Here is a 25,873-nt window from a genome sequence, read left to right as displayed (position 1 = left end):
AGAGCTTTGGATAGCCTTCCTTCAGTATTTTTAAAAACAAATAGAAGCTAAACTACAAAGGTTTTACAAGAGTTAAGAACCATTCTTTTACTTCGCCTTCCAAAAGGGGAGCGAGTTTTTCTTCACAGGTTTTGTGGTAGGTATTAAGCCATTTACGCTCTACATCGGTAAGGAGACTCACATTGATGCTTGAGGGCATAAACGGGCAAAGGGTGAGGGTCTCGAAATCGTAGAAGGTACCAAACTCGTTGGTAGCTACTTCACGCACCGTAATGAGGTTCTCGTGACGAATACCGTATTGGTTTTCGAGATATACCCCAGGTTCGTCGGAACATACCATACCCGCTAAAAGCACTTGTGGGTTGAGGTCTTTGCGGATATTTTGAGGTCCTTCGTGTACGTTCATAAAGCTACCTACACCGTGACCTGTACCGTGCCCGTAGTCCTTGTGGTTTTTCCAAAGCGCCATACGTGCATAAGCATCGAGCTGTACACCACGAGTACCTCTTGGGAATTGTACCATTGCGAGTTGTATCATTCCTTTGAGTACAAGGGTACTATCGTCAATAAACTGCTGACTTACTTTGCCTAATGGAATGGTACGAGTGATATCGGTAGTGCCTTCAAGATACTGTCCGCCAGAGTCTACCAAAACGCTACCTTCGGGATGTACCTCTTTACTACCGTGCTTAGGAGCTGAATAGTGCACAATGGCGCCATTACCTTGATAACCAATGATACTGCCAAAACTTTCGCCTACGAAGTTTTTGCCTTCGGCGCGGAAATCACGTAGCTTCTTGCCAATGCTGTATTCGGTCATTGGTTCTTTGCCTACTTGGTGGGTGAGCCAGTAGAGGAACTTCACCATTGCTACCCCATCGCGTACCATTACGGTGCGGAATCCTTCGAGCTCGGTAGCATTCTTCACGGCTTTCATCAGGTTGCCAGGAGCGGGAGCTTGCACGAGTTTATTGTCCTTTTGGAGAGCTTCGAATATCGCTTGATTCGTATTAGGGGCGAGGAGTATATTTTGTCCTTTTACGGTAGCCAAATAGTTGTAAAACTCATCATAAGGACGCACGCTTACTTTGGCTGCTGCCAAATGAGCTTCTACCTCAGGGGTGAGTTTAGCTTTATCTACAAAAAGGGTCGCTTCTTTATCGGATAGAGCGATATAACCGAGGAATACAGGGTTGTAAGCCACATCGCTACCGCGGAGGTTGAGTGTCCAAGCTACATCGTCTAAGGCAGTGATAAGGTGCAATGTAGTGCGGTGGGTAGCCATTGCTTTGCGAATAGCGGTGAGTTTCTCGGCTACGGTTTGTCCTGCCCATTTATCGGGGTGTACGAAAATGTGATGAAGAGGGTCTTTTTCGCGGTTCGTCCAGATAAGGTCGATGAGAGGTTTATGTACCAATTTGATGTTGTGAGTGGCTAAAGTAGCTTGTAGTTTTTCCCAAGCGATGTGAGAGGTTGCCAAAGCGTTGAGTGCCACAGTAGCGCCAGCAGGAAGTACTGATACGAGCCAATCGGCATAATCGGGAGTGCCTTCTACACCGTCTTTGAAGAGGTCGATGCCTGAGCCTTTGAGCTCAATAGCCGATTGTACAAAGTAGCGAGAGTCCGTCCACAAGCCGGCTTTATCTTTGGTAACGACCACAAAACCCGCAGAGCCTGTAAATCCAGAGAGCCAAGCGCGTTCGAGCCATTCTTTGGGTAGGTATTCACTAAGGTGAGGGTCGGCGCTGAATACCACAAAAGCGTCGATGTGGTTTTCTTGCATTTTAGAGCGCAAGAGGGATAATTTTTCGGGTGTATTCATTGTTTATAGTTTTTATTCTGGATAATTCAGATTTTTATCGGTGAGGTGGTGAAGAGTTTCTAAATATTTCTTAGCTTCATACTTCGCCATTAGGAGGTTATTGTTGTAGAAATTGCCACATTCTAAAGCCGATGCACCAGGAATGTCACCTTCAAAATTAGCGATATACTCAAAGAGTTCGGTAATCAAAGGGGCGATATCTTTAGAGGTATAGTCGCCAGCGAGAATAAGGTAATTACCGGTCATACAGCCCATAGGCCCCCAATAGATAATTTTGTCTTTCCACTCGGGGTTGTTGCGCAACCAAGTAGCGGCGAGGTGCTCGATAGTGTGTATTTCGGGGCTGCCAAGTACGGGCTCGCGATAAGGGAGCTTCATACGGATATCGAAAGAGGTAAGCACTTCCTTGCCTACATAGTCTTTACGCGATACATAAATGCCACGCTCCAGTTTGAGGTGGTCGATACAAAAACTTGCTATTCTTTCCATTTTGTTTAGGTAAGAGATAAGAGGTAAGAGATGATACCTTTACTTCTTGTTAATTGATATTTAGTTGAAATTCTTGAGTAAAGTTGTTTAGGAGTGTCTGAATTTTCGGAGAAGCTCGGAGAGTTTCTGAAAAAACTCTAACGTCTGATACCTAATAAACTACCCCGCAAAGGTATTAAACCTGTCATTAAAAAACAAATGTTTTAAGGAAATTGTTTTAAGAATCTATAATTCCACTAGTAGAAATATTACTCTCAATCACCATTTTCTTATGTGTTTTAGTCGTTTTAATAATACAAAAAGGACGACTAAGTGCCGAGGCATCTCCTGTTACTTTGCTTTCAGTGATGATTTCTATATAGTCATCATATTCTATAGCCGAGATTACCTCTATTTGCGATGGTGTCGAACCTTTGATGTCTCCCCAAATGAGTACCAACTGTTCAGTGTTGAAATTAATTTTAGGGAGTTTGGCTATTTTGTGTTCTATACCCCATTTTTTAGCAATCTCTTGTAATTCGGTTTCGCTATGAATAATTTCTTGCTGGTGAGTAACAGAAGCAGTAGAACCCGTATAACTATTGAGTAGAGACGTAAAAGCAAAAGCGTTATTATCATCGGAACTCTTGCTACAACTCATAACGAGGAGCATACAGAAAAAGAAGTAAAAAGGTTTCATCGTTTTTCGAAAAGTAAGGATTCTTTAATGTTTTGAGTATCTTGATTGACTACTTTTAGCAAATTGTTTTTGAAAATACAAATACTCTTACCTGTGAGTACTTTTATCAACAACTCACCATCAGCGGTTTCAGCAGCGTTAGTGCTTCCTAAACCTTTTTCAATTGATAACACACTGCTTTCAGCACTAAAAGAGTAATTTCCCCTAAGCAAATTAGTATGTGTTTTTCCTGTGAGAGTACCATCATTATTAAAAGTAATCACATAACAATCCGAACAATCGGCTACTGTAGGATCGGGCTTTCTACCATTTCCAGTTTCGTCGATCACAGCTATAAGTTTCCACGTGCCTTGTAAAGGATTGGAAGAACTATCATTTGAACTTTTACTACAACTCATAACGAGGAGCATACAGAAGAAAAAATAAAAAGGTTTCATTGGAAATATCGTTTCTGGGTTTGACACCACAAAGGTACAACTTTTTTAGTTATCATCAAAAATATGGAGTATATTCAGGTAAAAGATAAAAGTAAATAATGTGATACAAAGATATGATTTTTAGAAGATAAAAACAAAAAAACATTGCCAAAGTTTATATGTAACTTTAGCAATGTTAAGCACGGGTGGAGGGATTCGAACCCCCATCAACGGTTTTGGAGACCGCTATTCTACCCTTGAACTACACCCGTATTTTAAAAAAGTTTTGAGTTTTTATGCTCAAAACTTTTTTGTATTAAATAATATTTAACCTAACCTTCTAAGCTAATTAGTCAAGAATTTCAGTTACTTGACCAGCACCTACGGTACGACCACCTTCGCGGATAGCGAAACGAAGACCTACGTTAAGAGCGATAGGTTGCAACAATTCTACTTCGATAGTTACGTTATCACCTGGCATAACCATATCGACACCTGGTTGCAAGTGGATAGTACCGGTTACGTCGGTTGTACGTACGTAGAATTGAGGACGGTAGTTGTTGTGGAATGGAGTGTGACGACCCCCTTCTTCTTTAGAAAGGATATACACCTCAGCTTTGAATTTAGCGTGTGGAGTTACAGAACCTGGTTTGCAGATTACCATACCACGTTTGATGTCTTTTTTGTCGATACCACGAAGCAACAAACCTACGTTGTCACCAGCTTCACCACGGTCGAGGATTTTGCGGAACATTTCAACCCCAGTAATAGTAGAGGTTAATTTATCAGCACCCATACCGATGATTTCAACTGCATCACCTGTTTTAGCTTCACCAGTTTCGATACGACCTGTAGCAACGGTACCACGACCGGTGATAGTGAACACGTCTTCGATAGGCATCAAGAATGGTTTATCTACGTCACGAGTTGGAAGTTCAATCCATTTATCAACAGCGTCCATAAGAGCAAGAACGCTATCAACCCATTTCTTTTCGCCGTTAAGAGCACCAAGAGCTGAACCTTGTATGATAGGAGTGTTATCACCATCGTATTGGTAAGAGCTCAAAAGCTCGCGCATTTCGAGTTCTACGAGTTCCAATAATTCTGGGTCGTCTACCATATCTACTTTGTTCATAAAGACAACGATACGAGGAATACCTACTTGGCGACCGAGAAGGATGTGCTCACGAGTTTGAGGCATAGGTCCATCGGTAGCGGCAACTACGAGGATAGCACCGTCCATTTGGGCAGCACCTGTAATCATATTCTTTACGTAGTCGGCGTGGCCAGGACAGTCTACGTGTGCGTAGTGACGAGTAGCTGTTTGGTATTCTACGTGAGAGGTATTAATGGTAATACCACGTTCTTTTTCTTCGGGAGCGTTGTCGATTGAATCGAAGCTACGAACTTCTGAAAGACCAGCGTCGGCTAATACTTTAGTAATAGCGGCTGTCAAAGTTGTTTTACCGTGATCCACGTGTCCAATAGTACCAATATTCAAGTGGGGTTTGGAACGATCAAATGTTTCTTTTGCCATTTTTAAATAAATTTTAAATCTTAGTTATATAAATGAGTGTTTGATGTGTGTACAAAATACGTGAGAGCTGATGACGAGATTTGAACTCGTGACCTCTTCCTTACCAAGGAAGTGCTCTACCCCTGAGCTACATCAGCATACAAAAAAAGAGCGGGAGACGAGGTTCGAACTCGCGACATTCAGCTTGGAAGGCTGACGCTCTACCAACTGAGCTACTCCCGCAAAAAAAATAAAAATATGACAGTGGGGAGAACAGGATTCGAACCTGTGAAGGTAAAACCAGCAGATTTACAGTCTGCCCTCGTTGGCCGCTTGAGTATCTCCCCCGAATATTTGAACTATTAAAATATGTACTTTTTTTGAGCCGGCAGAGGGATTCGAACCCACGACCCCGAGATTACAAATCACGTGCTCTGGCCAACTGAGCTATGCCGGCGTCTATCTTTTTACAGAGCGCAAAAGTATAACATTTTTTTTTATCGACAAAATTTTTAGCACTTTTTTTACGAAAATATTTTGACTGCAAATACAAACATTTGAATATCAGATGTGTTTTCTGAATAATATGTTTTAACCTTATTGCTATTTTTTTAGCTTACGTGAATAATTAGCCAATTAGGGTTTGGCAAAGCTTTGTGATGTAAAAGTAAACAAAAATACGATGCGAACCGCACGAGCAAGGGTGGGGCATACGGACAAGTAATAAGGTTTAAATGGGGGATAAGTGGGGTTACAGTGGCTCTAGAATGAAGGAAAAACAAACAAAAGGCAAAGAATGAATGAAGAAAACTTCTGTGATTGACACATAGGGGAGGTACGTTTACTGAAGGAATCAAGGGGAGTTGTGGAAGGGAAGCTTATGCGCAAGAATGTTTTGGTTGTTTTGAGCTAACATAAGTCTTTAAAATTGCTCTAATACTTGTATGCGTTTGCGAATAGGTGGGTGGGTGGCAAACATTGCAAAAAAGCCTTCGGCTTTATAGTCGATGAAGAGTTCTTTTACTTCGTCGTTATCCACACCTTCGATGGTGGAGTGTCCTGAGATTTTCTTTAAGGCATTGGCTAATGCCAAAGACTTATGGGTCATTTCAACAGCTCCTGCATCAGCCATATATTCGCGACTGCGAGAAAGTGCCAACTTAAAGAGTATTGAAAAGAAATAGACAACCCCCGCTACCAATAAGACTACCAGCACAACAGCTCCTCCCCCACCCTTTTCGTTTCGCCTATTGCGTGAAGAATACAACTGACTGTTGAGCATCGTGCGGAAAGCGATATTGGCAATCGTGGCAAAAATACCTACAAACACAATGGTAATAATAAGCAAACGAACATCGCGGTTGCGGATATGGGTAAGTTCGTGAGCTATCACCCCTTCGAGTTCGTCGTCGTTAAGCGTGTTGATAATACCACGTGTGAGGGTGACGGCAAAGGTTTTTTGGTTGATACCAGAAGCAAAAGCATTGAGCGCATCGCTTTCTATAATATAGAGCTTGGGCATAGGCATTCCGACGCTCATACAAAGGTTCTCGGTGAGGTTATACACCCGCATATTCTCACGGCGTTCTAAGGGACGAGAGTGAGTGGCGGTTTGTATCATTTGGGTATTGAAGAAGTAGGAGATTACAAACCATATAGCTACCCCTATCAGCACCACAGGGACTACTGAAAGGAATTGAGCATTCACAGCCTCTATATCTTGGTCGTTAAGCATATACAATACCGCATAGGTTCCCGCAAGGATTAGCAAGGGGAAGGCTAATAAATACAGAACAGACTTGGTGTTATTTCGTGCGATTTGTTGTCGGATACCAAGATATTGCATAATTTAAGTTTTTATTATTACCCATTTTTCTTTACTTGCAAGGATAGGAGTGGCAAAGATATTAGTTTTATATGAGAATACCAAACAATGTTCAAAAAACAAATAAAGGAGACGCTATAAAACATCTCCTTTATATATCTTCTGTGCATTCGATTAGCTAAACGAAATCTCTGGAGCTTTATCCAACTGCTGGCGTTGTTCTGTACCCAAATCGAAGAAGGGTTGTGGAGTCATTTTCTTGAAACCTGCTACAATGTTAGTAGGTATCGATTGGATAGCGGTATTCAGCTCTTTGGTAGTAGAGTTGAAGAAGCGACGCACTGACGCCAATTTATTTTCTATATCGGCAATTTCTTGTTGGAGGTGCATAAAGTTAGTATTCGCTTTCAAATCAGGATAAGCTTCTACTTGGATATTGAAAGCGCCCATAGCAGAAGAGAGTTCTTTCTCAGCTGCAATCTTATCGTTTATATCAGTAGCACTCATAGCACGACTGCGCGCTTGAGTGATTTTGGTGAGCACATCGGACTCGTGAGTCATATAGCCTTTTACGGCTGCTACGAGTTGAGGAATAAGGTCGTGACGTTGCTTGAGTTGCACATCGATATCAGCAAAGGCGTTCTCACGATTATTGGCTAATGCTACCAATTTATTATTGGCACTAATGTACCAAAATACTAGAATCACTATGATTGCGATGGTTATTATAAGTCCCATATCTAATTAATAAATGTTTTTTTAGTGGATTTTATTTTTACTACTTGAGTTAAATCACTCCAGTCTTCAATTCTGAATACTCTTATATCTCTAACAGCATTAGCAAACCATTCAATATAAGCAAGGGCATCTATGGCTAACATTAAATTCCCCATATCCTTATTATCGGTTACATAGGTACTCCCTTGTATTCTGTAAAAGTTATATTTTTCAAGTTCTGAAGCTATCTCATAATAAGCATTATTATACGGTTTCCCATAATGCTTTTCTAAAGATGATATATTCATATCAAAAGCTATAGCATACATAACCTAAGATTTAGAGGTTTTAAAGTAATCTTTTACACCGAAGAAGATACGTCCTTGATTATCTTTGATAGCTATTTCATCTCCTATAAACGGATTTTTAAAGATTTTAATAACAGTACCTGTTATCCAATCTTTTAACATAGTTAAATCAGGTGACACTTCTACAATATCACCTACTTTAAAAGGGCTCTTTGAGATTTCTTTTTTCATATAATTTAGCATTTATTTCTCATTTATCACCGCAAAAACTATGCCTCCAATGAGGAATTGGATAATTAAAGTCTTTTTTTAGTTTGGTTTTATCTAACACTGAGTAGGCAGGGCGGGTTACTTTGCTTGGAAACTCATCGGAACGACAGGGCGATACTTTACAATTATTACCCGATTGCGCTACAATAGTTACTGCAAAGTCATACCACGAGCAAACCCCTTCGTTAGAGAAGTGATAGACCTCACGTTTGCCTTTATACCAAAGGTTTTCGACTGCTTGCACAATAAAATCGGCTAAATCAGAAGCGTTGGTAGGGGTACCTACTTGGTCGAATACTACTTTTAGTTCAGTACGTTCGGCACTGAGACGCTGAATAGTCTTTACAAAGTTATGACCGAAACGCAATGAGTACAACCACGCTGTACGGATAATGAGATGTTCAATACCTGCTTGTTGTATTGCTTGTTCGCCTGCTAATTTAGTACGCCCATACACCCCAAGAGGTGTGGTTGGGTCGGTTTCGGTATAAGGAGTATTTTTACTTCCTCCGAATACATAATCGGTGGAAATATGAATAAGAGGCAAGTTGTGTTCTTTACAAACAGTTGCTAAATTCTCGACAGCTGTATGGTTGATAAGAGTTGCGAGAGCTGAGTCGTCTTCGGCCTTATCTACATTGGTATAAGCTGCACAATTGACAATGACACCAATATTATTGAGTTGCACAAAAGCACGAATAGCTTGGACATCACAGATGTCCAAGCTATTTATATCCGTGAAATAGTAGCAACTTTTCTTGTGAGAATTAGCCTGAATTTCAGAACCTAATTGCCCACTACCTCCAGTTACTAAAACATTCATTTACTATTAGCTAACAGCGTAAGCGTTACTATCTACCTCTACGCTTTGTTTATCGCGAAAGCTATTATATAATCTGTTTACGTCTGCTTTATACTTATCGGGCACATTATTGCCATAAGTTCTGTTAAGCTCTATAAACTTTTGTTTTAAATCAGGAGTAATTGCAGTGTTGAAATTCTCCATATACAAAATGTGTTCTACTAATTTTACAAATTCTTCCATAGTTCTATAAATGTTTAATCATTGTTTGACGAGGCAAAAGTACGAATAAATTTATTATTGACAAAAAAATAGTTATCAATTTAAATTAACAGGTTATTAACAGAGTTATCAACAGGAGGAATTTAGATAAAAGGTAAAAAGTAAAATTAGTGAAAATAAAAGATTTTTTGAAGAGCAAAGGTAAGGTGAAGAAAATTAGAGAATGAGAAAATTAGAAGATTAGGGAATGTGGGGATTAGCAAATTAGAAAAATTATTGGAGTTTATAGTATTTTTATTATCTTTGCGCTCTGTAAAACATCATTAAAACATTCATAAAAAAAACATTTATCATTATGGGAATTTTTGACAAACGCGAGAACTACAAACCTTTTGAATATCCTGAGGTTATGGAGTTTGTGAACGCTATGCACAAATCGTTTTGGGTACACTCAGAAGTGGAATTTACTGCCGATATTCAGGATTTTAAATCGGAGTTAACACCTGTAGAAAAAGAGGCAGTGAAACGCGCCCTATTAGGTATCGCCCAAGTGGAAGTATCAGTAAAGACTTTCTGGGGAGACCTCTATGACCTCTTCCCTAAACCTGAATTCAACGGATTAGGGGCTACTTTTGCCGAATGTGAGTTCCGCCACAGCGAGGCTTACGCACGCTTATTGGAGGTTTTGGGCTACAACAACGAGTTTGAAAACTTATTGGAGGTACCTATTTTTAAAGAACGCAGTAATGTATTAAAAGAATATTTGGCTAAAAATCGTGAGAACGCTATGGAGCGCATTCTGTTTTTCACATTGATTATTGAGAATGCTTCGTTGTTCAGTCAGTTTGCTACTATTCTTTCATTTACGCGTTTTAAAGGGTTCTTGAAAAACGTAGCGAATATTATTGCGTGGACATCAGTAGACGAACAGTTACACGCCAATGCAGGTATTTATATTCTCAAAAAGATATTTGAAGAAAATCCAGAAATGAAAGCTAAAGCCGAAGAAGATGCAACTACTTTTATCCGTAGTTATATCACTTTGGAAGACAAGATGCTAGACTGGATTTTTGAACAAGGTGAATTGGAGTTTTTTAGCAAAAAAGACTTGTCGAACTATATGCGTTATCGTTTGGACGACTCGCTTACACAATTGGGATTAGGAAAGCCTTTTGGTATTTCGGGAGAGGAAGCTAAACCGATGATGTGGTTTGAGGAGGAAGTGTTTAGCAATGAGCTTGACGATTTCTTTGCCAAACGCCCTACTGCTTATACTAAACACGACAAGAGTATTAGCGAAAACGATTTGTTTTAGATAAAATAAGAGGTAAGAAGTAAGTTTCTTACCTCTTATTTTTTACTTGAATGCCAAAGGTCTATCGGTAGAAAAAACTTGTATACCTTTCTTTGCCCACTCGGTATATAGGTGGTCGCCTTTGGTAGCAGCACGCTTATCTAAGTTACCTAATGTACCTAATATGGCAGGTATTTTTAGTTGGTTTAAACGTTCATACAGCTGATCAGGAGCTAAACGAATACCGGTGAAAGCCAACAACTTCTGTTTAGGAATACCGGTTTGCAAGATACGGTTTAGTTCGTCTTCATTGCGGGCGCTCACCGAAAGGAGCATCTCAGGAGCTACCTTATGCAAGGCTTCGGCTTGTGCAGTATTATAACTGATAAGCACCACTTGCGCTTCCATCTTCTCTTCGCGCACTAAATCTACCACTTTTTGATAAGAAATACCTTTTTTAAAATCTAACATTAAGTACCCCTTATGGGTTTTACACCACGAAAGTACATCTTTTAAAAACGGAATCTGAAAAGCAGTTACATTGCCGAACTCATCTTTGAGTTTTTCATTGTGTAACTGTGCGGTAGTAAGAGCTGATACAACTCCTTGACCTGTGGCGGTACGTCCTAACTTATCGTCGTGCATCAGGAGCAAATCGCCGTCGGCACTCTCGAAGATATCTATCTCAAAGCTGTGTATTCCTTTCTTGGAAAGGTATTGAATGCTTTCCAAACAGTTTTCGGGATAGCCTTTAAGTTGCTCTCCTCCCCCACCCCGATGAGCAGAAACAATGGGTTTGGAGGTGAAATACATTTGGTTAGTAATCTCCTCTTGGGGGATTATCTGTCCGGTAGAGGGGCTTTTGCAAGCCATTGCGAGGCACAAAAGCGATAAAGTGATGATATATTTCTTCATTAAAAACATATTTTTTTTGCAAAGATAAAGAAAATGTGGAAATGAAAAAAATGCGAGGCCTTAGGCCTTAGGCCATAGGCACTAGGAATGCGACGAAAAAGTGACAAGAGGGTGGGAAATGAGAGAATTTGGAAATGAGAAAATGGGAGAATGAGAGAATGAGGAGGAGGCTACAAGAATTGCACTAGCGGAGGGTTTGTTAGTTTATTCAACTTTGGCAAAGTTTAAAACTTTGCCAAAGTTTGAGATGAAAAAGCGATGTGTTGGTGACTGTTAGGAGTATTCGGAAGGAAACAGAAAAGTTCGGAAGAGAGTTGAGAGGGGTTTTGGTGAAAAAAGGCTGTGAGAAGGGTGGGGTTAGCTTATAGAGAGCTTATAGGAAGCTTATACGAATCTTGGACGATTGTTATAGGAAGGGTATATAAGTAGTTGACTCATAATATAATATAACAGTGTAAAAAATGTTAAAAACGGGGTTTCGAGGCGAAAGAAAGAGAAAAGGCAATAGGCCTTAGGCAATAGGCACTAGGGGGGAGTGTGACGGGAAAGAGAATTGGTAAATTAGAAAATTTGGAGATTAGCAAATTTGCAGGAGGAGTTTAGGGGGAGTGTGGTGGTGGAAAAAAAGAATTAGAAAATTAGAAAATTTGGAGATTAGCAAATTTGCGGGAGGAGTTTAGGGGGAGTGTGGTGGCGGAAAGGCGAAGGAAAAGCGATTGAAAAATAGCATTTTGTTATATCGAACTGACATAAATTCAAAAAAATATTCGTACCTTTGCCGTTCATAAACTCTCAACTAAAAAAGTGGAAAATATACAAGCTATAAAACAGCGATTTAGCATTATTGGCAACGACCCTAAGCTGAATCGCGCTATCGAAAAAGCCATACAAGTAGCCCCTACTGACATTTCGGTACTCATCACCGGAGAAAGTGGGGTGGGAAAAGAGGTTATACCGCGCATCATTCACTCGCTGTCTCTACGCAAACACGGCAAATACATAGCCGTAAACTGCGGAGCAATCCCCGAAGGGACTATCGATTCGGAACTTTTTGGTCACGAAAAAGGCGCTTTTACGGGAGCTACCGCTACCCGTAGTGGGTATTTTGAGGAAGCCGATGGCGGGACTATCTTCTTGGACGAGGTAGGTGAATTGCCCCTCACTACCCAAGTGCGCCTCTTGCGGGTGCTCGAGAACGGCGAGTTCATAAAAGTAGGTTCGTCGGTAGTGCAGAAGACAAATGTACGCATTGTGGCAGCTACCAATGTGCAAATGCAAGAAGCTATTAAAAAAGGACGTTTTCGCGAAGACCTTTACTACCGACTCAGCACAGTAGAGATACATTTGCCTCCTTTGCGCGAACGCAAAGAGGATATCCACTTGCTTTTCCGCAAGTTTGCTTCGGATTTTGCTGAGAAATACAAAATGCCTCCTGTAAAGCTCAGCGAAGATGCGGTACATCTGCTCACGAACTACCGTTGGAGCGGGAATATCCGTCAGTTGCGCAATGTAGCCGAACAGATTTCGGTACTTGAACAGCGCAGGGATATTACAGCGAGTATTTTGCGCACCTACTTACCTGATGAGGGTAGCAATCTACCACAGGTTGTACCTCAGCAAGCGCGCCAGGATAGTGATTTTAGCAACGAACGCGAATTGCTTTACAAGGTGCTTTTCGATATGAAATCTGACCTCAATGACTTGAAAAAGCTTACCCTTGAACTGCTACAACACGGCAATTCAGCCCAAGTACAACAGGACAACGAGGGACTTATTCACCGCATCTACGGCAATGATTCACACAAGAATGAGGCGAGCTCTCCGGCTTATTCTATCATTCCCGTACCTCCTACCGAGAAGGAAATCCTATCTCACGAAGAGGTGTACGACTATGAGGAAGCTGCGGAAGAAGAGCGTTTTTCACTCCAAGAGCAAGAGCGCGAGATGATACGCAAGTCGTTAGAACACAACAGCGGCAAGCGCAAGGAAACCGCCAAAGCCTTGGGGATTTCGGAGCGGACGCTATATCGCAAACTAAAACAGTATAATATGATTTAGGCACTAAGCTTTGGGGCATAAGCCTCAGGTAATAGGAGGTCAGAGGTGAGAACTTTCTGCTCAGCCGGACGAGGCGGAGTTTTGGGAAAGGATTGTTAATTATTAATTGTGAATTGTTAATTATTTAGATGAAATCATATAAAATAGGCATTATTGGGCTGGGTTATGTGGGTTTCCCCTTAGCTTGTCTGTTTGCCAAAAAATATCCCACAGTGGGTTACGACCCCTATACGGCGCGAGTGGAGAGCCTCAACACGGGTATTGACACTACGGGCGAAATCGGTAGTGAAACCCTTAAAGAGCGGTTGGCTACCCATCTCATTTGCACTGCAAACCCTGAGGACGCTAAGGATTGTAATGTGTACATAGTGGCAGTACCTACACCTATCGACCTCTATCAGCAACCTGACCTTACCGCTTTGCGCGAAGCGAGCCAAACAGTAGGCGCATTGCTAAAAAAAGGAGATATAGTGATTTACGAATCGACAGTTTACCCAGGAGTGACGGAAGAGGTGTGTGTACCTATCTTGGAAAGCGCGTCGGGACTTGCATACAACCGCGATTTCTTTGTGGGTTACTCGCCCGAGCGCATCAACCCTGGTGATAAGCACCATACCGTGGAGACTATCTGCAAGATTACCTCTGGTTCTACCCCTGAGGTAGCACAGGAAATAGACACGCTCTACAATTCAGTGCTGAGGGGAGGCACTTACCTTGCCCCGTCTATAAAAGTAGCCGAAGCCGCCAAAGTAATAGAAAACGCTCAGCGCGATGTAAATATCGCCTTTATGAATGAGATAGCAAAGATATTCAATATTTTAGAGATTGATACTAATGCGGTGATAGATGCAGCAAGCAGCAAGTGGAACTTCTTGCCCTTCCGCCCCGGTCTGGTAGGTGGACACTGTATAGGGGTAGACCCTTACTACCTCATACAAAAAGCTAAACTGCACGGCGTATCGCCACGCTTAATGATGGAAGCCCGAAAGACAAACGACTCGATGGGAGGCTATATCGCCTATCAGATTATCAACCGCTTGTGTTTACAAGGTATGCCTGTGAAGGATAGCCGAATCCTGCTCTTAGGTTTTACATTCAAAGAAAACTGCCCCGACACTCGCAATACGAAAGTAGTGGATATCTACCGTACTCTTGAAAATTTTACTAACAATATTACAGTGTATGACCCTTGGGCAGACCCTAAGCGCGCTCTTGAAGAGTACGGCATTGAGGTAGCTACTAAACCACAAAACCTCCCTACCCACAACGATGTAGTGGTGCTTTGCGTGGCACACCAAGAGTTTCTGCAAATGAATATAGGAAATTACTTAAAAGAAGACGGTATCGTTTACGACGTAAAAGGGAAGTTAAAAGTGAAGAAGAACGTGTTTAGGTTATAAAAGTTGTATAGTAAAAAACTTTTTTCTATCTTTGTCGCCCAAAATTTTCACATACAATGAAGAAAATATACTTGCTAATGCTTTGTGCTTTTCCGTTTTTGGCAAAGGCACAATACACTGAAATTATTAACTCAAACCTCCCAGGTACTTCACAAAGTGCCTATGCAGTAGGGGCGAGAGTATTACAATTTGAAGGAGGTTTTTGGTATGAACACAACCACCACAAAGAGACAGGCACTTCTATGGATTTTACGGGAGTGAACTATGCAGTGCGTTATGGTTTTTATAAAGAAGAATTGGAAGTGATGCTCAATGGTACTCTTGCTTATGACCGTACGATTGCATCTAATGGTACAACTTCGCACTTTGGTTTTGTGAACAATACTATCGGAGCTAAGTATTTGCTCTTTAAACCTGCTTTTTTAGACGAGAAGCCAAGTATTTACAGTTGGAAGGCTAATAACTCTTTTAGATGGCGCAATCTCACACCTTCTATATCTCTTTATGCAGGGGTGAATTTCTTACCAAACAAGCGATATTACTACGAGTCAATACCGGCACTCTCTCCTAAAGTAGCAGCTATCTTTCAAGCAGAGCCTATCCCCCGTGTGGTGTTGGTAGCAAACGGTATCATTGATAGGTTCTTAAGCGGAAAAAACACCGAATACAGCTATTTGTTCACCGTTACTCATAACTTAGACAATGGTTGGTTTAGTATTTTTGCAGAGCATCAAGGTATTCACAGCCAGCATTACAACGACCAGATTACGCGACTTGGCGTTGCCTTCTTGCTTTCCGATAAAATACAACTCAATGCCGATATGGGCTTTGGCTGGAAAGATACCCCACAACGCTATATGGGATTGTTCGGGGCTTCTTATCGCATCGATAATCACAACAGCTATATCAAGAAGGTGTTGAATGAAACAATAGAAACCACCAAAATTAAACGCAAGAAAAAACCTAAAAGAAACAGACCTAATGCCATTGATCCTGATTAAAGAACTCACCACTAAAAAGGAACTTACCGAGTTTGTGAAGTTCCCTTTGTCTTTATACAAAAACAACCCTTATTGGGTGCCGCCTCTCATCAGCGACGAGGTAGCCTCTTTTGACAAAACCAAGAACCCTGTATTCGACAATGCCGAAGCCTTCTTTTACGGAGCTTACAATGAAAAAGGTAAAATGGTAGGGCGCGTAATAGCTATTGTTAATCAGCACGACCTTAAACAGAAAATAAAGAAAGTGCGCTTTGGTTGGCTGGATATGATAGACGACATTCAAGTAACACAAGTTCTCTTGGATAAGGTAGCTGAAAAAGCTCGTGAGTATCAATTGGAGTATATGGAAGGACCTATAGGTTTTTCGAATATGGACAAAGTGGGATTGCTTACTGAAGGTTACGACCACCTCTCGAATATGATGACGTGGTATAACTATCCTTATTATAATCGGCATTTAGAGCAATTAGGCTTTACTAAAGAAAAAGGTTTTGTAGAGATGAAATTCCTAGTAAAGAACTCTAAACCTGAGATTTTTAAGAAAACAGCTGAAGCCATAAAAAAACGCTATGGGGTAAAGTTCATCGATACGCCTACTACTAAAGAAGTGCTCAAGCACGTAGACGCAATGTTTGACCTTTACAACGAAACCTATTCTAAGTTAGCCTCCTACGTGCCTATAAGCGAACGTCAGCGCGAGTATTTCAAACAAAAGTATATCCCTTTTATCAATCCTGAGTATATACGTTTTATTGAAGATAAGGACGGTAAACTGATATGTTTTGCCATTGTGATGCCTTCGTTCTCTAAAGCATTACAAAAGGCAAAAGGCAAACTCTTCCCTTGGGGTTGGTGGTATTTATTACAATCGAAACGACATCACGATACGGTGGAGTTCTACCTTATTGGGGTAGCCCCCGAATACCAAAGTAAGGGTATTCCCGCCTTGTTGTTCGACTATTATTATGATATATTCACCCGCAATGGGGTTACTCATTGCGTGATTACACCTGAACTCGAAGAAAATATTGCTATTCAGCAACTTTGGAAGAGCTTTGACCCCGTTATTTTTGCTCGCCGTGCTACCTTTAAAAAACAGGTAAGAGATTAAATGTAAAATGAATTATCTTCTCCCTTTTCTGGCAGTGGTATTAGGCTACTCATTCGTTACCTTTTTTAAACCTGCCCAACAGCAATACACCAAACTACTACTCTCTTTCAGTGGCGCTTACCTATTAGCACTCACTGTATTCGTGCTGATACCCGAAGTATATCACTCTCACGATGAGCAGCACGATTTTAAATACATAGGGCTATTTGTGATAGTAGGAGTACTCTTACAAATTGTTTTAGAGTTCTTTTCGCACGGAGCCGAACACGGTCACACCCAGCACCCACACCAGCATAGTACTTTCCCGCTCTCACTGTTTATCAGCCTTAGTATTCACTCCATTTTAGAAGGTTTCCCGCTATCTCACGGGCATAATCACGACCTTGTGTATGGTATATTCGTGCACAAACTGCCTGTGGCTATTGTGCTTACTACCTTTTTTATTAATTCAGGAGTGAACAAGTGGAAGACAGCACTGTTTTTACTCTTCTTTGCCCTAATGACGCCATTAGGCACTTTTTTAAGCAACACAGTACCAAGCCTTATCAGTTACCACACGGAGCTTTCGGCTATTGTAATAGGTATTTTCTTGCATATTTCTACCGTTATCTTATTTGAAAACTCCGAAGGACACCGTTTTAACCTGCTAAAGTTTTTAAGTGTTTGTGTAGGATTTGCGGTAGCATATCTTACATAAAAGAGAATTAGCAAATTCGTAAATTAACCAATGAAGACAATAAAAAAATTCTTATGCATTAGTGTTTTATGGGTAGTAGCCTGTCAGTCGCAAAAAGAGGCAGTTTTTACGATGAAAGACCTCGCTGTTATTCCGCAACCTAAATCGGTGGTGCTAGGTAAGGGTAGTTTTCGGTTTACTAAAGAAACTGTTTTTGTGATTGACCCTGCTTTGATGCCAGCTCGGCGTTCTTTTCTCGAACAATTTGAGAAGGCTTCTGGATTTAGGTTTTCTGTACAAAAAGTAGCTCTCTTGACTAATTATGTAGTGATTGACACTGATACATCTCTTCCTAAAGAAGGTTACACCCTCACTGTAAATCCTAAAGAAATTATCATTAAGGCAGGAGGTTACAACGGGGCACTTTACGCCCTCGAAACGCTACGTCAGCTACTGCCTAAAGAGTTTGAAAGCACTACACCTGTGAAGACTGATTGGGCGGTGCCCGCAGTTACTATCACTGATGCTCCTCAGTACGCTTGGCGCGGATTAATGCTGGACGTCTCTCGCCATTTCTTCCCCAAGGAATATATACTGAAAACCCTCGACCGTATGGCAATGCTCAAGCTCAATACCTTCCACTTCCACTTAGTAGACAATGAAGGTTGGCGCATCGAAATTAAAAAGTATCCTAAACTTACCGAAATAGGTGCGTGGCGTGTAGACCAAGAAGATAAACTATGGAATGAGCGCACTCCTAACTCCGCCAACGCCTTTGCTAATCCTGCGACAGCTCCTAAAAAATATGGAGGTTTCTATACCCAAGAAGATATTAAAGAGATTGTAGCCTACGCCTCTGCACGTGGCATTACGGTAATCCCCGAAATAGAAATGCCTGCCCACGCAATGAGTGCCATAGCGGCTTACCCCAAACTGTCTTGTCACAAACGCCCCATAGGAGTACCCTCAGGCGCGGTGTGGCCTATCACCGATATCTATTGTGCGGGACAAGAAGAAACTTTCACTTTCTTGGAAGATGTACTTACCGAAGTGATGGAGCTTTTCCCCAGTAAATACATTCACGTAGGTGGCGACGAAGCCACTCACACCGAATGGAAAAAGTGTCTCAAATGCCAAGCACGTATGAAAGACCACCACTTAAAAGATGTGCACCAATTGCAGAGTTATTTTATCAAGCGTATAAATGATTTCTTAGTATCCAAAGGGCGCACTTTGGTAGGTTGGGACGAAATAATGGACAGGGGTTTGGCTAACAATGCAGTGGTGATGAACTGGCGCGGTATCGAGGTAGGTAAAAAAGCCCTCGAACAAGGTAACCCTGTTGTCCTCACTAGCGATTGCTATATAGACAACTATCAAGGTCTTCCCGACTATGAGCCTCAAGCCAATGGTGGTTACTTACCGCTCAAAACCCTTTACCATTACAGTCTTGAAAAAGAAAACCTCAGCCCGGCGCTGCAAAAAAATATTTTGGGTACGCAAGCCAACTTATGGGCAGAACACGTAGGTAGCACTGAACATTCGGAATATATGCTCTTTCCGCGATTGTTGGCGCTTGCTGAAATCAGTTGGACAACCGATAACTTGAAGAATTGGGACAACTTTATAAATCGCACTCAAGCCTTTATGAAGCGTTTGGACGTGATGAAGGTAAACTATGCCCGCTCTATGTACCAAGTAGTCCCTACCGTTGAAAACCAAAAGGGGAATATTTTTCTAAAATTAGACTGTGAAGTCCCCAACGCCGACATTCGCTACGCTTTGGGAGATACTCCTATGGAGAAAGCTACGAAATACCGCCAGCCTATTGCGCTGAATAGAAGCACGACCTTTAAAGCAACTGTTTTCAGTGGAAAAGCGACCAACACCATTACCACTGGCGAGGTAACATTCCACAAAGCGATAGATAAGAAAGTAAGTTACAGTCCACTTTATCACAAGAGTTACCAAGGGCAAGGAGAAGCCACGCTCACCAATGTCATTCGCGGTACCAAAAACTTTCACGATGGGCAATGGCTCGGTTGGTTAGGCGACGATGTAACCCTTACCCTCAATTTGGAGCAGGCTACTGAGGTGAGAGAGGTGCGCATAGGAGCAATGGATGCTCAAGCATCTGGTATTTACTTTCCCGTAGAATTTATAGTATCCCTTTCAAACGACGGTAAAAACTACCGTGAAGTAGCAACTCACAATGAGCCTTGTGTAGTGAGAGGGAAAGCCACCTTAAAAGATTTTGTGTTGAAGTTTAGTCCAACGGAAGCACGCTATATCAAGCTCACCCTCAAAAACGTAAAAACACCCCCAAAAGGAGGTGATGCTTGGCTTTTTATAGATGAAATTTTGGTATTTTAGAAAAATAATGTACCTTTGTTGCGTAAAAGAAGAAAAATATGGAAACAATTACAGTTGCCTTACCCAAAGGACTTTCATTGAAAAATGCTAAATCTGTACTTGAAAGTCTCAACTTTAAAATAGTAGAGACTTTTGAAGAAACTCCTCGTTTACGAAGGGGAGAAAACATTCCAAATGAGACTACTCAAAAAGCCTTAGAAGAAGCTGAAAGACTTATAAACGATCCCAACACAAAATACTTTACAAATGTAAAAGAATTAATAGCCTCTTTAAATGATTAAGTTATGGATAATATTAACAGAAATGTATATGAAATAACTTATACTGGACAGTTTAAAAAAGACTATAAAAAGTATAGAAGTAATAAAAACAAAATCCTAAAGATTGAAGATACTATTGCTTTATTAGAAGAGGGAGGAGTAGATAACTTACCTAAATCAATGAAAGCCCATTTTCTCACAGGAAATTATAAAGGACATTTGGAATGCCATATAGAACCTGATTTACTTATCATTTGGTTACAATACGATGAAGAGAGGAAAAGAATACTTTTAGTTAGGTTAGGTTCTCATTCAGAATTGTTTAGCAAATAATTTTACTAAAGGATATAACTACATATTTTTAAAAACACACAACAATAACACAAAAAGAAAAAAACACCCTGCTACGGTTGCAGAATTGTAAATTATTAATTGTAAATTGTTAATTGACATATGGATTCAGTAAAAAATTATATCAATGAAAACAAAGACCGCTTTATTGCGGAACTGATAGAACTGCTTAAAATGCCTTCTATTAGTGCTGATGCTGCCTATTCTCAGGATGTGCTCAACACTGCCGATGCTGTAAAAAATGCCTTAGAGAAGGCTGGTTGCGACAAGGTGGAAATATGTGAAACCCCTGGCTACCCTATCGTATATGGCGAAAAAACTATCGACCCTGCCCTGCCTACTGTTTTAGTATATGGGCACTATGATGTACAACCCGCCGACCCTATTGAGCTTTGGGAATCTGACCCCTTTGAGCCTGTTATCAAAAAAACCGATATTCACCCTGATGGAGCTATCTTCGCTCGTGGGGCTTGTGACGACAAGGGACAAATGTTTATGCACGTGAAAGCCCTTGAATATATGGTGAAAAACAATGTGCTCCCTTGCAATGTGAAGTTTATGATTGAAGGCGAGGAAGAAATAGGCTCAGGAAGTCTTAGTTGGTTTGTAAAAAACAACCACGAAAAACTCAAAAACGATATTATTCTCATTTCCGATACCGGTATGCTGGCTAACGACACCCCTTCTATCACTACGGGCTTACGCGGACTTAGCTATGTGGAAGTGGAGGTTACCGGTGCCAACCGAGATTTGCACTCTGGTTTATACGGTGGTGCCGTAGCGAACCCTATCAACGTGCTTACTAAAATGATTGCTTCTTTACACGACGAGAACAACCGCGTGACCATTCCGCATTTTTACGACAAAGTAGAAGAGCTCTCACAAGCTGAACGCGATGAAATGGCAAAAGCACCCTTCTCACTCGAAGCCTACAAAAAAGCCTTAGATATCGATGAAGTATATGGCGAAAAAGGCTACACCACTACCGAGCGTGCCTCTATACGTCCTACCCTTGATGTAAATGGTATCTGGGGAGGCTATACAGGGCAAGGAGCTAAAACGGTTATCCCAAGTAAGGCTTATGCCAAAATATCAATGCGCTTAGTGCCTAACCAAGACAACCACGAAATTACCGAGCTCTTCACCAAGCACTTTGAGAGTATCGCACCAGCAGGTGTGCGCGTGAAAGTAACTCCGCACCACGGCGGACAAGGCTATGTAACCCCTACCGATACGCCTGCTTACCAAGCAGCAGTAAAAGCCTGCCAAGCGAGCTTCGGGAAAGAGCCTATACCCGTGCGTTCAGGTGGTAGTATCCCTATTGTAGCTCTTTTTGAAGAAGAATTAGGTAGCAAATCTATTCTCTTAGGCTTTGGTTTAGATAGCGATGCTATCCACTCGCCTAACGAACACTACGGTATTTTCAACTTCCTAAAAGGTATTGAAACCATTCCGTGGTTCTATCACTACTTTGTACAAAAATAATACAAGTTACATAAATAGTAATAAGGACTTTACCAAAACTCGTAGCACGAGAGGCTATTAAATTTTTGGTAAAGTCTTTTTATATTATTATTGAAAATAAATGACTTAGCAGTACAACTAAAAAATATATAATATTTTTCTGCTTAAAAATTTGCAGGTTTCAAAAATAGTTGTACCTTTGCACCGCAATTAAGGAAAACATAAGTAGAAAATATTCCTCCTTAGCTCAGTTGGTTAGAGCATCTGACTGTTAATCAGAGGGTCACTGGTTCAAGTCCAGTAGGGGGAGCAACAAAAAAGCACTTACATAATGTAAGTGCTTTTTTTATTTTATCTTCTTATAAAGCCCATTCTTTAGCTCGGTTGTGAGCATTCCACATTCTTTCATACAATTCACTCTCTTGTAATAACTGACTATGAGTGCCTATAGCGTTGATTTCGCCTTTGTTGAATACAATAATCTGGTTGGCTGTGGTGATAGAGCTAAGGCGGTGTGCTATAACAAGTACAGTTTTGTTGCGAATAAGCGTACTGAAAGCCTGCTGTATTTTATGCTCGTTCTCAGGGTCGGCAAAGGCAGTAGCTTCGTCTAAGATGAGGATTGGTGCATTTTTAAGAATAGCACGTGCTAACTGGAAGCGTTGTTGTTCTCCTCCGCTGAGATGTACCCCTTGCTGACCGAAAAATGTGTTGTACCCATTGGGCAGATTCGTGATAAAATCGTGTATTTGAGCTGCTTTGGCAGCCTCTATCACTTCTTCTTCTGTTTTATCCATTCCCATACGAATATTGTCATACATTGTTTGTTGAAACATAAAGCTATCTTGGAAAACAAATGATACTTTTTGCATCAAACTTTCGGTGGGTAACTCTTTGATGTCAATTCCACCTATAGTAATTCGTCCTTCTTGGCAATCCCAAAAACGAGAGAGCAATTGCCCTACGGTACTTTTACCTGCCCCTGAGGGGCCTACTAAGGCAGTAACTGTACCTTCTTTGGCTGTGAAGCTAACGTTGTTCAATACATAGTTCTCGCCGTCGTAAGCAAAGCTAACCTTGTCGAAACAGATATTATAGTGAGTAGGTATCTGTGCATTATGTCCTTCGGAAAGAATGGGTTGATTGAGAATTTTATCAATCTGTTGTACGCCTTGTTCTATCAGTTGTAGCTGCATTGCCATATTGCTAATGGCAAAAACGGGACGCATATAGCCTGTGCCTATGATGAGGAAAAAGAGCATAGTGGCAAGGGTCACCCCATTGTGAAAATAAAGATATAGACCTAATGCCAAAACAGGCAACATTGCATTACTGGCAAAACTCATAAAGATAGCGTAAGGAGGTGAGCTATGACGTATCCACTGGCTTACAAAACGGTTGAAAGATTTTACTTTCTTGCCGTATTTATCAAAACTCTCAGCTGATTGTTGGAATATTTTCATCACAGGCATAGCACGTACGTATTCTACGATACCTGAGCTCATCTCTTCTAACGATTGGTGATATAGCTGGGTAAGATTTTTGTTTCTTCCTCCAAACATTATTGGGAAAATAAGCAGTAGCAACAATAAAGGCAAACAGCTGGCAAGAGCTAATCGCCAATCTTGACTGAACAGATATCCTAAGGTGAACAAAGGCAAGGCAATAGCTTTTACAAAATCGGGGATTTGGTGAGCAATAAAGGTTTCTATACGTTCTACATCGTCCGAAATAATTTTCTTAAAAGCTCCTGAATTGCGGTTAGAAAGATAGCCCATAGGCAATACGCCGACCTTTTCGGTAATCGTTTTCCTGAGACCGTAAAGAATGTTGAAAGCGGCGATATGTGATAAAATACCCGATAAGAAGAAAGCGACCATACTCACGGCTATCATTACAATGGCGTAGATTACGTATTGTTGAGCGGTAGCAAAATTGGGTATTTGCTGTGTGAGTTCTTGTATGATATAGAATACCAAGGCATAAGGAATCAAGCTCAGTACTGCGTGAATAATGGCTAAAGTGCAGGAGGCTAAGAGTAAGGTTTTACGCTGTCCTGCTATTTGTAATAATCTTTTCATAGTTCGTTAATTGTTAATTGCTGTCCAGCCAGAGGTTTGTTGTTGGAGTGTCCAGAGGCGATGATAAATACCTTTTTTAGTCAAGAGTTCGGGGTGCGTACCTTCTTCGGCAATACGCCCTTCTTCTAAAACAAGTATTTTATCAGCATTTTTAATGGTGGAGAGCTTATGGGCTATCACCACTACTGTTTTGTTTTTTACAAGTTCCTGAATGGCTTTTTGAATGTATATTTCGTTTTCGGGGTCGAGACTGGCAGTAGCTTCGTCTAACAAGATAATAGGAGCGTCTTTCAGCAAAGCACGTGCGATGCTGATACGTTGTTTTTGTCCGCCAGAGAGATGGTTGCCTCCTTCACCTACGGGAGTGTGCATTCCTTGCGGTAATTCCCACGCAAACGAAAGTACTTGTGCTTTTTCGGCAGCCTCTATAATTTGGCTTTCGGTAGCGTTAGGATTCCCTATTTTGATGTTATTGTAAATAGTATCATCGAATAGGTATACATCTTGGAATACTTCGCTGATAAGTCCATAGAAGCGGTCTTGCCGGATATTTCTAATATCTACTCCACCGATGGTAATTCTTCCATTATTCACGTCCCAAAAACGCGCAATGAGTGAAGCAATAGTGGTTTTACCCGAGCCCGAATGTCCTACCAATGCTACCATACTGTGCTGAGGAATGCTGAAATTAAGATTGTTAAGTGTAGTTTTATCTTCTAAATACGAGAAACTTACATTATCAAAATTGATATTAAAGTGAGAAGGGAACTCGTTTTTATCGGTTTCCATAGTGGGTTCTTTCAGTACATCAATGACACGGCTGAGGCTTTCGTTCATATAGCGCAACATCATATAATCTACTAATACTACTTTGATGGGGTTGTACAGAATATAGCCTAAAATTAGAAAAACGATAAGCACAGGAATAGTAATGGTGTTGTGAGTGAGATAGTACAAGCCTAAAGCGAGCATCAACACAAAGCTTATTTCCAAAACAGTGAACGAAAGCATTACAAAAGGTCCTGGTATAGCTTCTAAGCGGATACTCTTTTGGCGCAAATTCTCATAAGCCTTTTCGAGCATTCGGTAATTACTACCTGTAAGACCATAGGATTTTAGGTGTCGTATTCCTTGTACATATTCCAAGAATTTAGCTGATACTTCGTTTCGTGCCTTTACTTGCCCTTTGCTGAGTTCCCATTTATCGACCATAAAAATACCGAGCTTTAAGAACGGTATTACCAGTAGAATGCCAATGAGCAAACAAAGGGTGAGTCGCCAATCGCAATAGAAGAGGAAGCCTGAGAGCATAAGTGTACCGAAAAGAGCGGCTGCTAAATTGCCAAAACTGTGACTGAAAATATGCTCAAACGAGGCGACATCTTGCATAATCACTGAAGCAATTTCGCCGGGGTCGCGCTTTTTGAAGAAACCTAATGAGAATTTTTGGATATGGTTACCTAAGCGAATGCGTACTTTTTCGGAAATACCATATACTAATAGGTTGGACGACACAAGGGTGCGCGAGGCAACGAAGAACTGTAATAGGAGTAGGATACCCATTAGGGCTACCATTTCCCAGATAAGGGACAGATTGGGTTGCGGTTTAAAAAGCTCCCATAATATTATGAGTAATATGCCCGACGGAGCTGTGATAAAACCGTTATGCACAATTTCCCACAACACGCTCTGCCACGTACCTTTTTTATTAAAAGCTGTAATATACAGTAAATTGCGAATCATTTTATTTAAATGTTTGATTAACGAGGCAAAAATACTGTAAAAAGCTCTTACATAGATTTAATATAAATAGCTTTTTTTTA

Annotated in this window: 24 protein-coding genes and 6 tRNA genes; 11 read left to right on the top strand and 19 right to left on the bottom strand. The window is 40.9% G+C overall.

The window, feature by feature from the left end; genetic code table 11:
* Positions 1 to 52: 52 nt before the first annotated feature.
* From HMPREF1528_RS02945 to HMPREF1528_RS02870, 16 genes are all read right to left on the bottom strand, one after another.
* A complete protein-coding gene (locus HMPREF1528_RS02945; protein WP_016478563.1) occupies positions 53 to 1,822 on the bottom strand; it encodes an aminopeptidase P family protein in 1,770 nt (589 codons plus the stop codon).
* Between the two features lie 12 nt (positions 1,823 to 1,834).
* Complete coding sequence (locus tag HMPREF1528_RS02940; protein WP_016478562.1) at positions 1,835 to 2,311, bottom strand: S-ribosylhomocysteine lyase; 477 nt, start codon at positions 2,309 to 2,311, stop codon at positions 1,835 to 1,837.
* A 217-nt stretch (positions 2,312 to 2,528) separates the two neighbouring features.
* Entirely contained in the window at positions 2,529 to 2,990 is a 462-nt protein-coding gene (locus tag HMPREF1528_RS02935) for a hypothetical protein (protein WP_016478561.1), read from the bottom strand.
* Positions 2,987 to 3,427: an META domain-containing protein gene (locus HMPREF1528_RS02930; protein ID WP_034567777.1), complete on the bottom strand. Its 441-nt coding sequence runs from the start codon at positions 3,425 to 3,427 to the stop codon at positions 2,987 to 2,989. The genes HMPREF1528_RS02935 and HMPREF1528_RS02930 overlap by 4 nt, the downstream gene beginning before the upstream one ends.
* A gap of 180 nt (positions 3,428 to 3,607) precedes the next feature.
* A tRNA-Trp gene (locus HMPREF1528_RS02925) sits at positions 3,608 to 3,678 on the bottom strand.
* 77 nt (positions 3,679 to 3,755) lie between these two features.
* On the bottom strand, positions 3,756 to 4,943 hold the full coding sequence (tuf, locus tag HMPREF1528_RS02920; RefSeq protein WP_016478559.1) for an elongation factor Tu: 1,188 nt from the start codon (positions 4,941 to 4,943) through the stop codon (positions 3,756 to 3,758).
* Between the two features lie 65 nt (positions 4,944 to 5,008).
* Positions 5,009 to 5,080: transfer RNA gene (locus HMPREF1528_RS02915), tRNA-Thr, on the bottom strand.
* A 12-nt stretch (positions 5,081 to 5,092) separates the two neighbouring features.
* Positions 5,093 to 5,165: transfer RNA gene (locus tag HMPREF1528_RS02910), tRNA-Gly, on the bottom strand.
* A 22-nt stretch (positions 5,166 to 5,187) separates the two neighbouring features.
* Positions 5,188 to 5,269, bottom strand: a tRNA-Tyr gene (locus tag HMPREF1528_RS02905).
* A gap of 36 nt (positions 5,270 to 5,305) precedes the next feature.
* Positions 5,306 to 5,379: transfer RNA gene (locus tag HMPREF1528_RS02900), tRNA-Thr, on the bottom strand.
* Between the two features lie 465 nt (positions 5,380 to 5,844).
* Entirely contained in the window at positions 5,845 to 6,768 is a 924-nt protein-coding gene (locus HMPREF1528_RS02895) for a M48 family metallopeptidase (RefSeq protein WP_009419836.1), read from the bottom strand.
* 153 nt (positions 6,769 to 6,921) lie between these two features.
* Positions 6,922 to 7,485 (bottom strand): LemA family protein, encoded by a 564-nt coding sequence (locus HMPREF1528_RS02890; protein ID WP_015782376.1) that lies wholly within the window; start codon positions 7,483 to 7,485, stop codon positions 6,922 to 6,924.
* A 2-nt stretch (positions 7,486 to 7,487) separates the two neighbouring features.
* The gene (locus tag HMPREF1528_RS02885) at positions 7,488 to 7,793 is read right to left on the bottom strand and encodes a virulence factor (protein WP_015782375.1); all 306 of its coding nucleotides are present in this window, start codon (positions 7,791 to 7,793) and stop codon (positions 7,488 to 7,490) included.
* A 3-nt stretch (positions 7,794 to 7,796) separates the two neighbouring features.
* The gene (locus tag HMPREF1528_RS02880) at positions 7,797 to 8,015 is read right to left on the bottom strand and encodes a hypothetical protein (RefSeq protein WP_002675132.1); all 219 of its coding nucleotides are present in this window, start codon (positions 8,013 to 8,015) and stop codon (positions 7,797 to 7,799) included.
* A 7-nt stretch (positions 8,016 to 8,022) separates the two neighbouring features.
* Entirely contained in the window at positions 8,023 to 8,865 is an 843-nt protein-coding gene (gene rfbD / locus HMPREF1528_RS02875) for a dTDP-4-dehydrorhamnose reductase (RefSeq protein ID WP_016478558.1), read from the bottom strand.
* A gap of 6 nt (positions 8,866 to 8,871) precedes the next feature.
* Positions 8,872 to 9,087 carry a hypothetical protein gene (locus HMPREF1528_RS02870; protein ID WP_002675130.1) on the bottom strand — a complete coding sequence of 72 codons (216 nt, stop codon included), beginning with the start codon at positions 9,085 to 9,087 and terminating at the stop codon, positions 8,872 to 8,874.
* A gap of 334 nt (positions 9,088 to 9,421) precedes the next feature.
* On the opposite strand from HMPREF1528_RS02870, the gene HMPREF1528_RS02865 reads away from it, so the two are divergent.
* A complete protein-coding gene (locus HMPREF1528_RS02865; protein ID WP_016478557.1) occupies positions 9,422 to 10,381 on the top strand; it encodes a ribonucleotide-diphosphate reductase subunit beta in 960 nt (319 codons plus the stop codon).
* Between the two features lie 42 nt (positions 10,382 to 10,423).
* Here HMPREF1528_RS02865 and HMPREF1528_RS02860 read toward each other — a convergent pair whose 3' ends face one another.
* Positions 10,424 to 11,284 (bottom strand): glycerophosphodiester phosphodiesterase family protein, encoded by an 861-nt coding sequence (locus tag HMPREF1528_RS02860; RefSeq protein WP_016478556.1) that lies wholly within the window; start codon positions 11,282 to 11,284, stop codon positions 10,424 to 10,426.
* A gap of 795 nt (positions 11,285 to 12,079) precedes the next feature.
* On the opposite strand from HMPREF1528_RS02860, the gene HMPREF1528_RS02855 reads away from it, so the two are divergent.
* The 10 genes from HMPREF1528_RS02855 (at position 12,080) to HMPREF1528_RS02810 (ending at position 22,279) form a co-directional block, all read left to right on the top strand.
* A complete protein-coding gene (locus HMPREF1528_RS02855) occupies positions 12,080 to 13,333 on the top strand; it encodes a sigma-54 interaction domain-containing protein (protein ID WP_016478555.1) in 1,254 nt (417 codons plus the stop codon).
* Positions 13,334 to 13,461: 128 nt separating this feature from the next.
* The gene (locus HMPREF1528_RS02850; protein WP_016478554.1) at positions 13,462 to 14,733 is read left to right on the top strand and encodes a nucleotide sugar dehydrogenase; all 1,272 of its coding nucleotides are present in this window, start codon (positions 13,462 to 13,464) and stop codon (positions 14,731 to 14,733) included.
* A gap of 56 nt (positions 14,734 to 14,789) precedes the next feature.
* Positions 14,790 to 15,734 (top strand): transporter, encoded by a 945-nt coding sequence (locus HMPREF1528_RS02845; RefSeq protein ID WP_016478553.1) that lies wholly within the window; start codon positions 14,790 to 14,792, stop codon positions 15,732 to 15,734.
* On the top strand, positions 15,715 to 16,845 hold the full coding sequence (locus tag HMPREF1528_RS02840) for a GNAT family N-acetyltransferase (RefSeq protein ID WP_016478552.1): 1,131 nt from the start codon (positions 15,715 to 15,717) through the stop codon (positions 16,843 to 16,845). Before HMPREF1528_RS02845 ends, HMPREF1528_RS02840 begins: the two co-directional genes overlap by 20 nt.
* 7 nt (positions 16,846 to 16,852) lie before the next feature.
* Positions 16,853 to 17,542: a ZIP family metal transporter gene (locus HMPREF1528_RS02835; protein ID WP_016478551.1), complete on the top strand. Its 690-nt coding sequence runs from the start codon at positions 16,853 to 16,855 to the stop codon at positions 17,540 to 17,542.
* 30 nt (positions 17,543 to 17,572) lie between these two features.
* A complete protein-coding gene (locus HMPREF1528_RS02830; protein WP_016478550.1) occupies positions 17,573 to 19,894 on the top strand; it encodes a glycoside hydrolase family 20 protein in 2,322 nt (773 codons plus the stop codon).
* A 38-nt stretch (positions 19,895 to 19,932) separates the two neighbouring features.
* Positions 19,933 to 20,175 carry a hypothetical protein gene (locus HMPREF1528_RS02825; RefSeq protein WP_002675120.1) on the top strand — a complete coding sequence of 81 codons (243 nt, stop codon included), beginning with the start codon at positions 19,933 to 19,935 and terminating at the stop codon, positions 20,173 to 20,175.
* A 3-nt stretch (positions 20,176 to 20,178) separates the two neighbouring features.
* Positions 20,179 to 20,487, top strand: a complete 309-nt coding sequence (locus HMPREF1528_RS02820; RefSeq protein ID WP_015782366.1) for a type II toxin-antitoxin system YafQ family toxin — start codon at positions 20,179 to 20,181, stop codon at positions 20,485 to 20,487.
* Between the two features lie 120 nt (positions 20,488 to 20,607).
* Positions 20,608 to 21,990, top strand: coding sequence for a dipeptidase (locus tag HMPREF1528_RS02815; RefSeq protein ID WP_016478549.1), 1,383 nt, complete (start codon positions 20,608 to 20,610; stop codon positions 21,988 to 21,990).
* A gap of 215 nt (positions 21,991 to 22,205) precedes the next feature.
* A tRNA-Asn gene (locus HMPREF1528_RS02810) sits at positions 22,206 to 22,279 on the top strand.
* Positions 22,280 to 22,328: 49 nt separating this feature from the next.
* On the opposite strand, the gene HMPREF1528_RS02805 is transcribed toward HMPREF1528_RS02810, so the two are convergent.
* Positions 22,329 to 24,050 (bottom strand): ABC transporter ATP-binding protein, encoded by a 1,722-nt coding sequence (locus HMPREF1528_RS02805; protein WP_016478548.1) that lies wholly within the window; start codon positions 24,048 to 24,050, stop codon positions 22,329 to 22,331.
* Between the two features lie 6 nt (positions 24,051 to 24,056).
* Positions 24,057 to 25,793 (bottom strand): ABC transporter ATP-binding protein, encoded by a 1,737-nt coding sequence (locus tag HMPREF1528_RS02800; RefSeq protein ID WP_016478547.1) that lies wholly within the window; start codon positions 25,791 to 25,793, stop codon positions 24,057 to 24,059.
* Positions 25,794 to 25,873: the final 80 nt, after the last annotated feature.

This window comes from Capnocytophaga sp. oral taxon 336 str. F0502 (assembly GCF_000411575.1).
GTDB classification, from domain to species: domain Bacteria; phylum Bacteroidota; class Bacteroidia; order Flavobacteriales; family Flavobacteriaceae; genus Capnocytophaga; species Capnocytophaga ochracea.
This window is presented reverse-complemented; position numbering and strand designations above follow the sequence as displayed.

What these genes read in the sequence shown, in the direction of transcription:
- HMPREF1528_RS02880 (WP_002675132.1), bottom strand. Translation starts at nt 8,015, where the DNA reads ATGCTAAATTATATGAAAAAAGAAATCTCAAAGAGCCCTTTTAAAGTA.
- HMPREF1528_RS02895 (WP_009419836.1), bottom strand. Translation starts at nt 6,768, where the DNA reads ATGCAATATCTTGGTATCCGACAACAAATCGCACGAAATAACACCAAG.
- HMPREF1528_RS02805 (WP_016478548.1), bottom strand. Translation starts at nt 24,050, where the DNA reads ATGAAAAGATTATTACAAATAGCAGGACAGCGTAAAACCTTACTCTTA.
- HMPREF1528_RS02815 (WP_016478549.1), top strand. Translation starts at nt 20,608, where the DNA reads ATGGATTCAGTAAAAAATTATATCAATGAAAACAAAGACCGCTTTATT.
- HMPREF1528_RS02870 (WP_002675130.1), bottom strand. Translation starts at nt 9,087, where the DNA reads ATGGAAGAATTTGTAAAATTAGTAGAACACATTTTGTATATGGAGAAT.
- HMPREF1528_RS02935 (WP_016478561.1), bottom strand. Translation starts at nt 2,990, where the DNA reads ATGAAACCTTTTTACTTCTTTTTCTGTATGCTCCTCGTTATGAGTTGT.
- HMPREF1528_RS02885 (WP_015782375.1), bottom strand. Translation starts at nt 7,793, where the DNA reads ATGTATGCTATAGCTTTTGATATGAATATATCATCTTTAGAAAAGCAT.
- HMPREF1528_RS02825 (WP_002675120.1), top strand. Translation starts at nt 19,933, where the DNA reads ATGGAAACAATTACAGTTGCCTTACCCAAAGGACTTTCATTGAAAAAT.
- HMPREF1528_RS02865 (WP_016478557.1), top strand. Translation starts at nt 9,422, where the DNA reads ATGGGAATTTTTGACAAACGCGAGAACTACAAACCTTTTGAATATCCT.
- HMPREF1528_RS02845 (WP_016478553.1), top strand. Translation starts at nt 14,790, where the DNA reads ATGAAGAAAATATACTTGCTAATGCTTTGTGCTTTTCCGTTTTTGGCA.
- tuf (WP_016478559.1), bottom strand. Translation starts at nt 4,943, where the DNA reads ATGGCAAAAGAAACATTTGATCGTTCCAAACCCCACTTGAATATTGGT.
- HMPREF1528_RS02930 (WP_034567777.1), bottom strand. Translation starts at nt 3,427, where the DNA reads ATGAAACCTTTTTATTTTTTCTTCTGTATGCTCCTCGTTATGAGTTGT.
- HMPREF1528_RS02840 (WP_016478552.1), top strand. Translation starts at nt 15,715, where the DNA reads ATGCCATTGATCCTGATTAAAGAACTCACCACTAAAAAGGAACTTACC.
- HMPREF1528_RS02850 (WP_016478554.1), top strand. Translation starts at nt 13,462, where the DNA reads ATGAAATCATATAAAATAGGCATTATTGGGCTGGGTTATGTGGGTTTC.
- HMPREF1528_RS02835 (WP_016478551.1), top strand. Translation starts at nt 16,853, where the DNA reads ATGAATTATCTTCTCCCTTTTCTGGCAGTGGTATTAGGCTACTCATTC.
- HMPREF1528_RS02820 (WP_015782366.1), top strand. Translation starts at nt 20,179, where the DNA reads ATGGATAATATTAACAGAAATGTATATGAAATAACTTATACTGGACAG.
- HMPREF1528_RS02940 (WP_016478562.1), bottom strand. Translation starts at nt 2,311, where the DNA reads ATGGAAAGAATAGCAAGTTTTTGTATCGACCACCTCAAACTGGAGCGT.
- HMPREF1528_RS02800 (WP_016478547.1), bottom strand. Translation starts at nt 25,793, where the DNA reads ATGATTCGCAATTTACTGTATATTACAGCTTTTAATAAAAAAGGTACG.
- HMPREF1528_RS02860 (WP_016478556.1), bottom strand. Translation starts at nt 11,284, where the DNA reads ATGTTTTTAATGAAGAAATATATCATCACTTTATCGCTTTTGTGCCTC.
- HMPREF1528_RS02830 (WP_016478550.1), top strand. Translation starts at nt 17,573, where the DNA reads ATGAAGACAATAAAAAAATTCTTATGCATTAGTGTTTTATGGGTAGTA.
- HMPREF1528_RS02890 (WP_015782376.1), bottom strand. Translation starts at nt 7,485, where the DNA reads ATGGGACTTATAATAACCATCGCAATCATAGTGATTCTAGTATTTTGG.
- rfbD (WP_016478558.1), bottom strand. Translation starts at nt 8,865, where the DNA reads ATGAATGTTTTAGTAACTGGAGGTAGTGGGCAATTAGGTTCTGAAATT.
- HMPREF1528_RS02945 (WP_016478563.1), bottom strand. Translation starts at nt 1,822, where the DNA reads ATGAATACACCCGAAAAATTATCCCTCTTGCGCTCTAAAATGCAAGAA.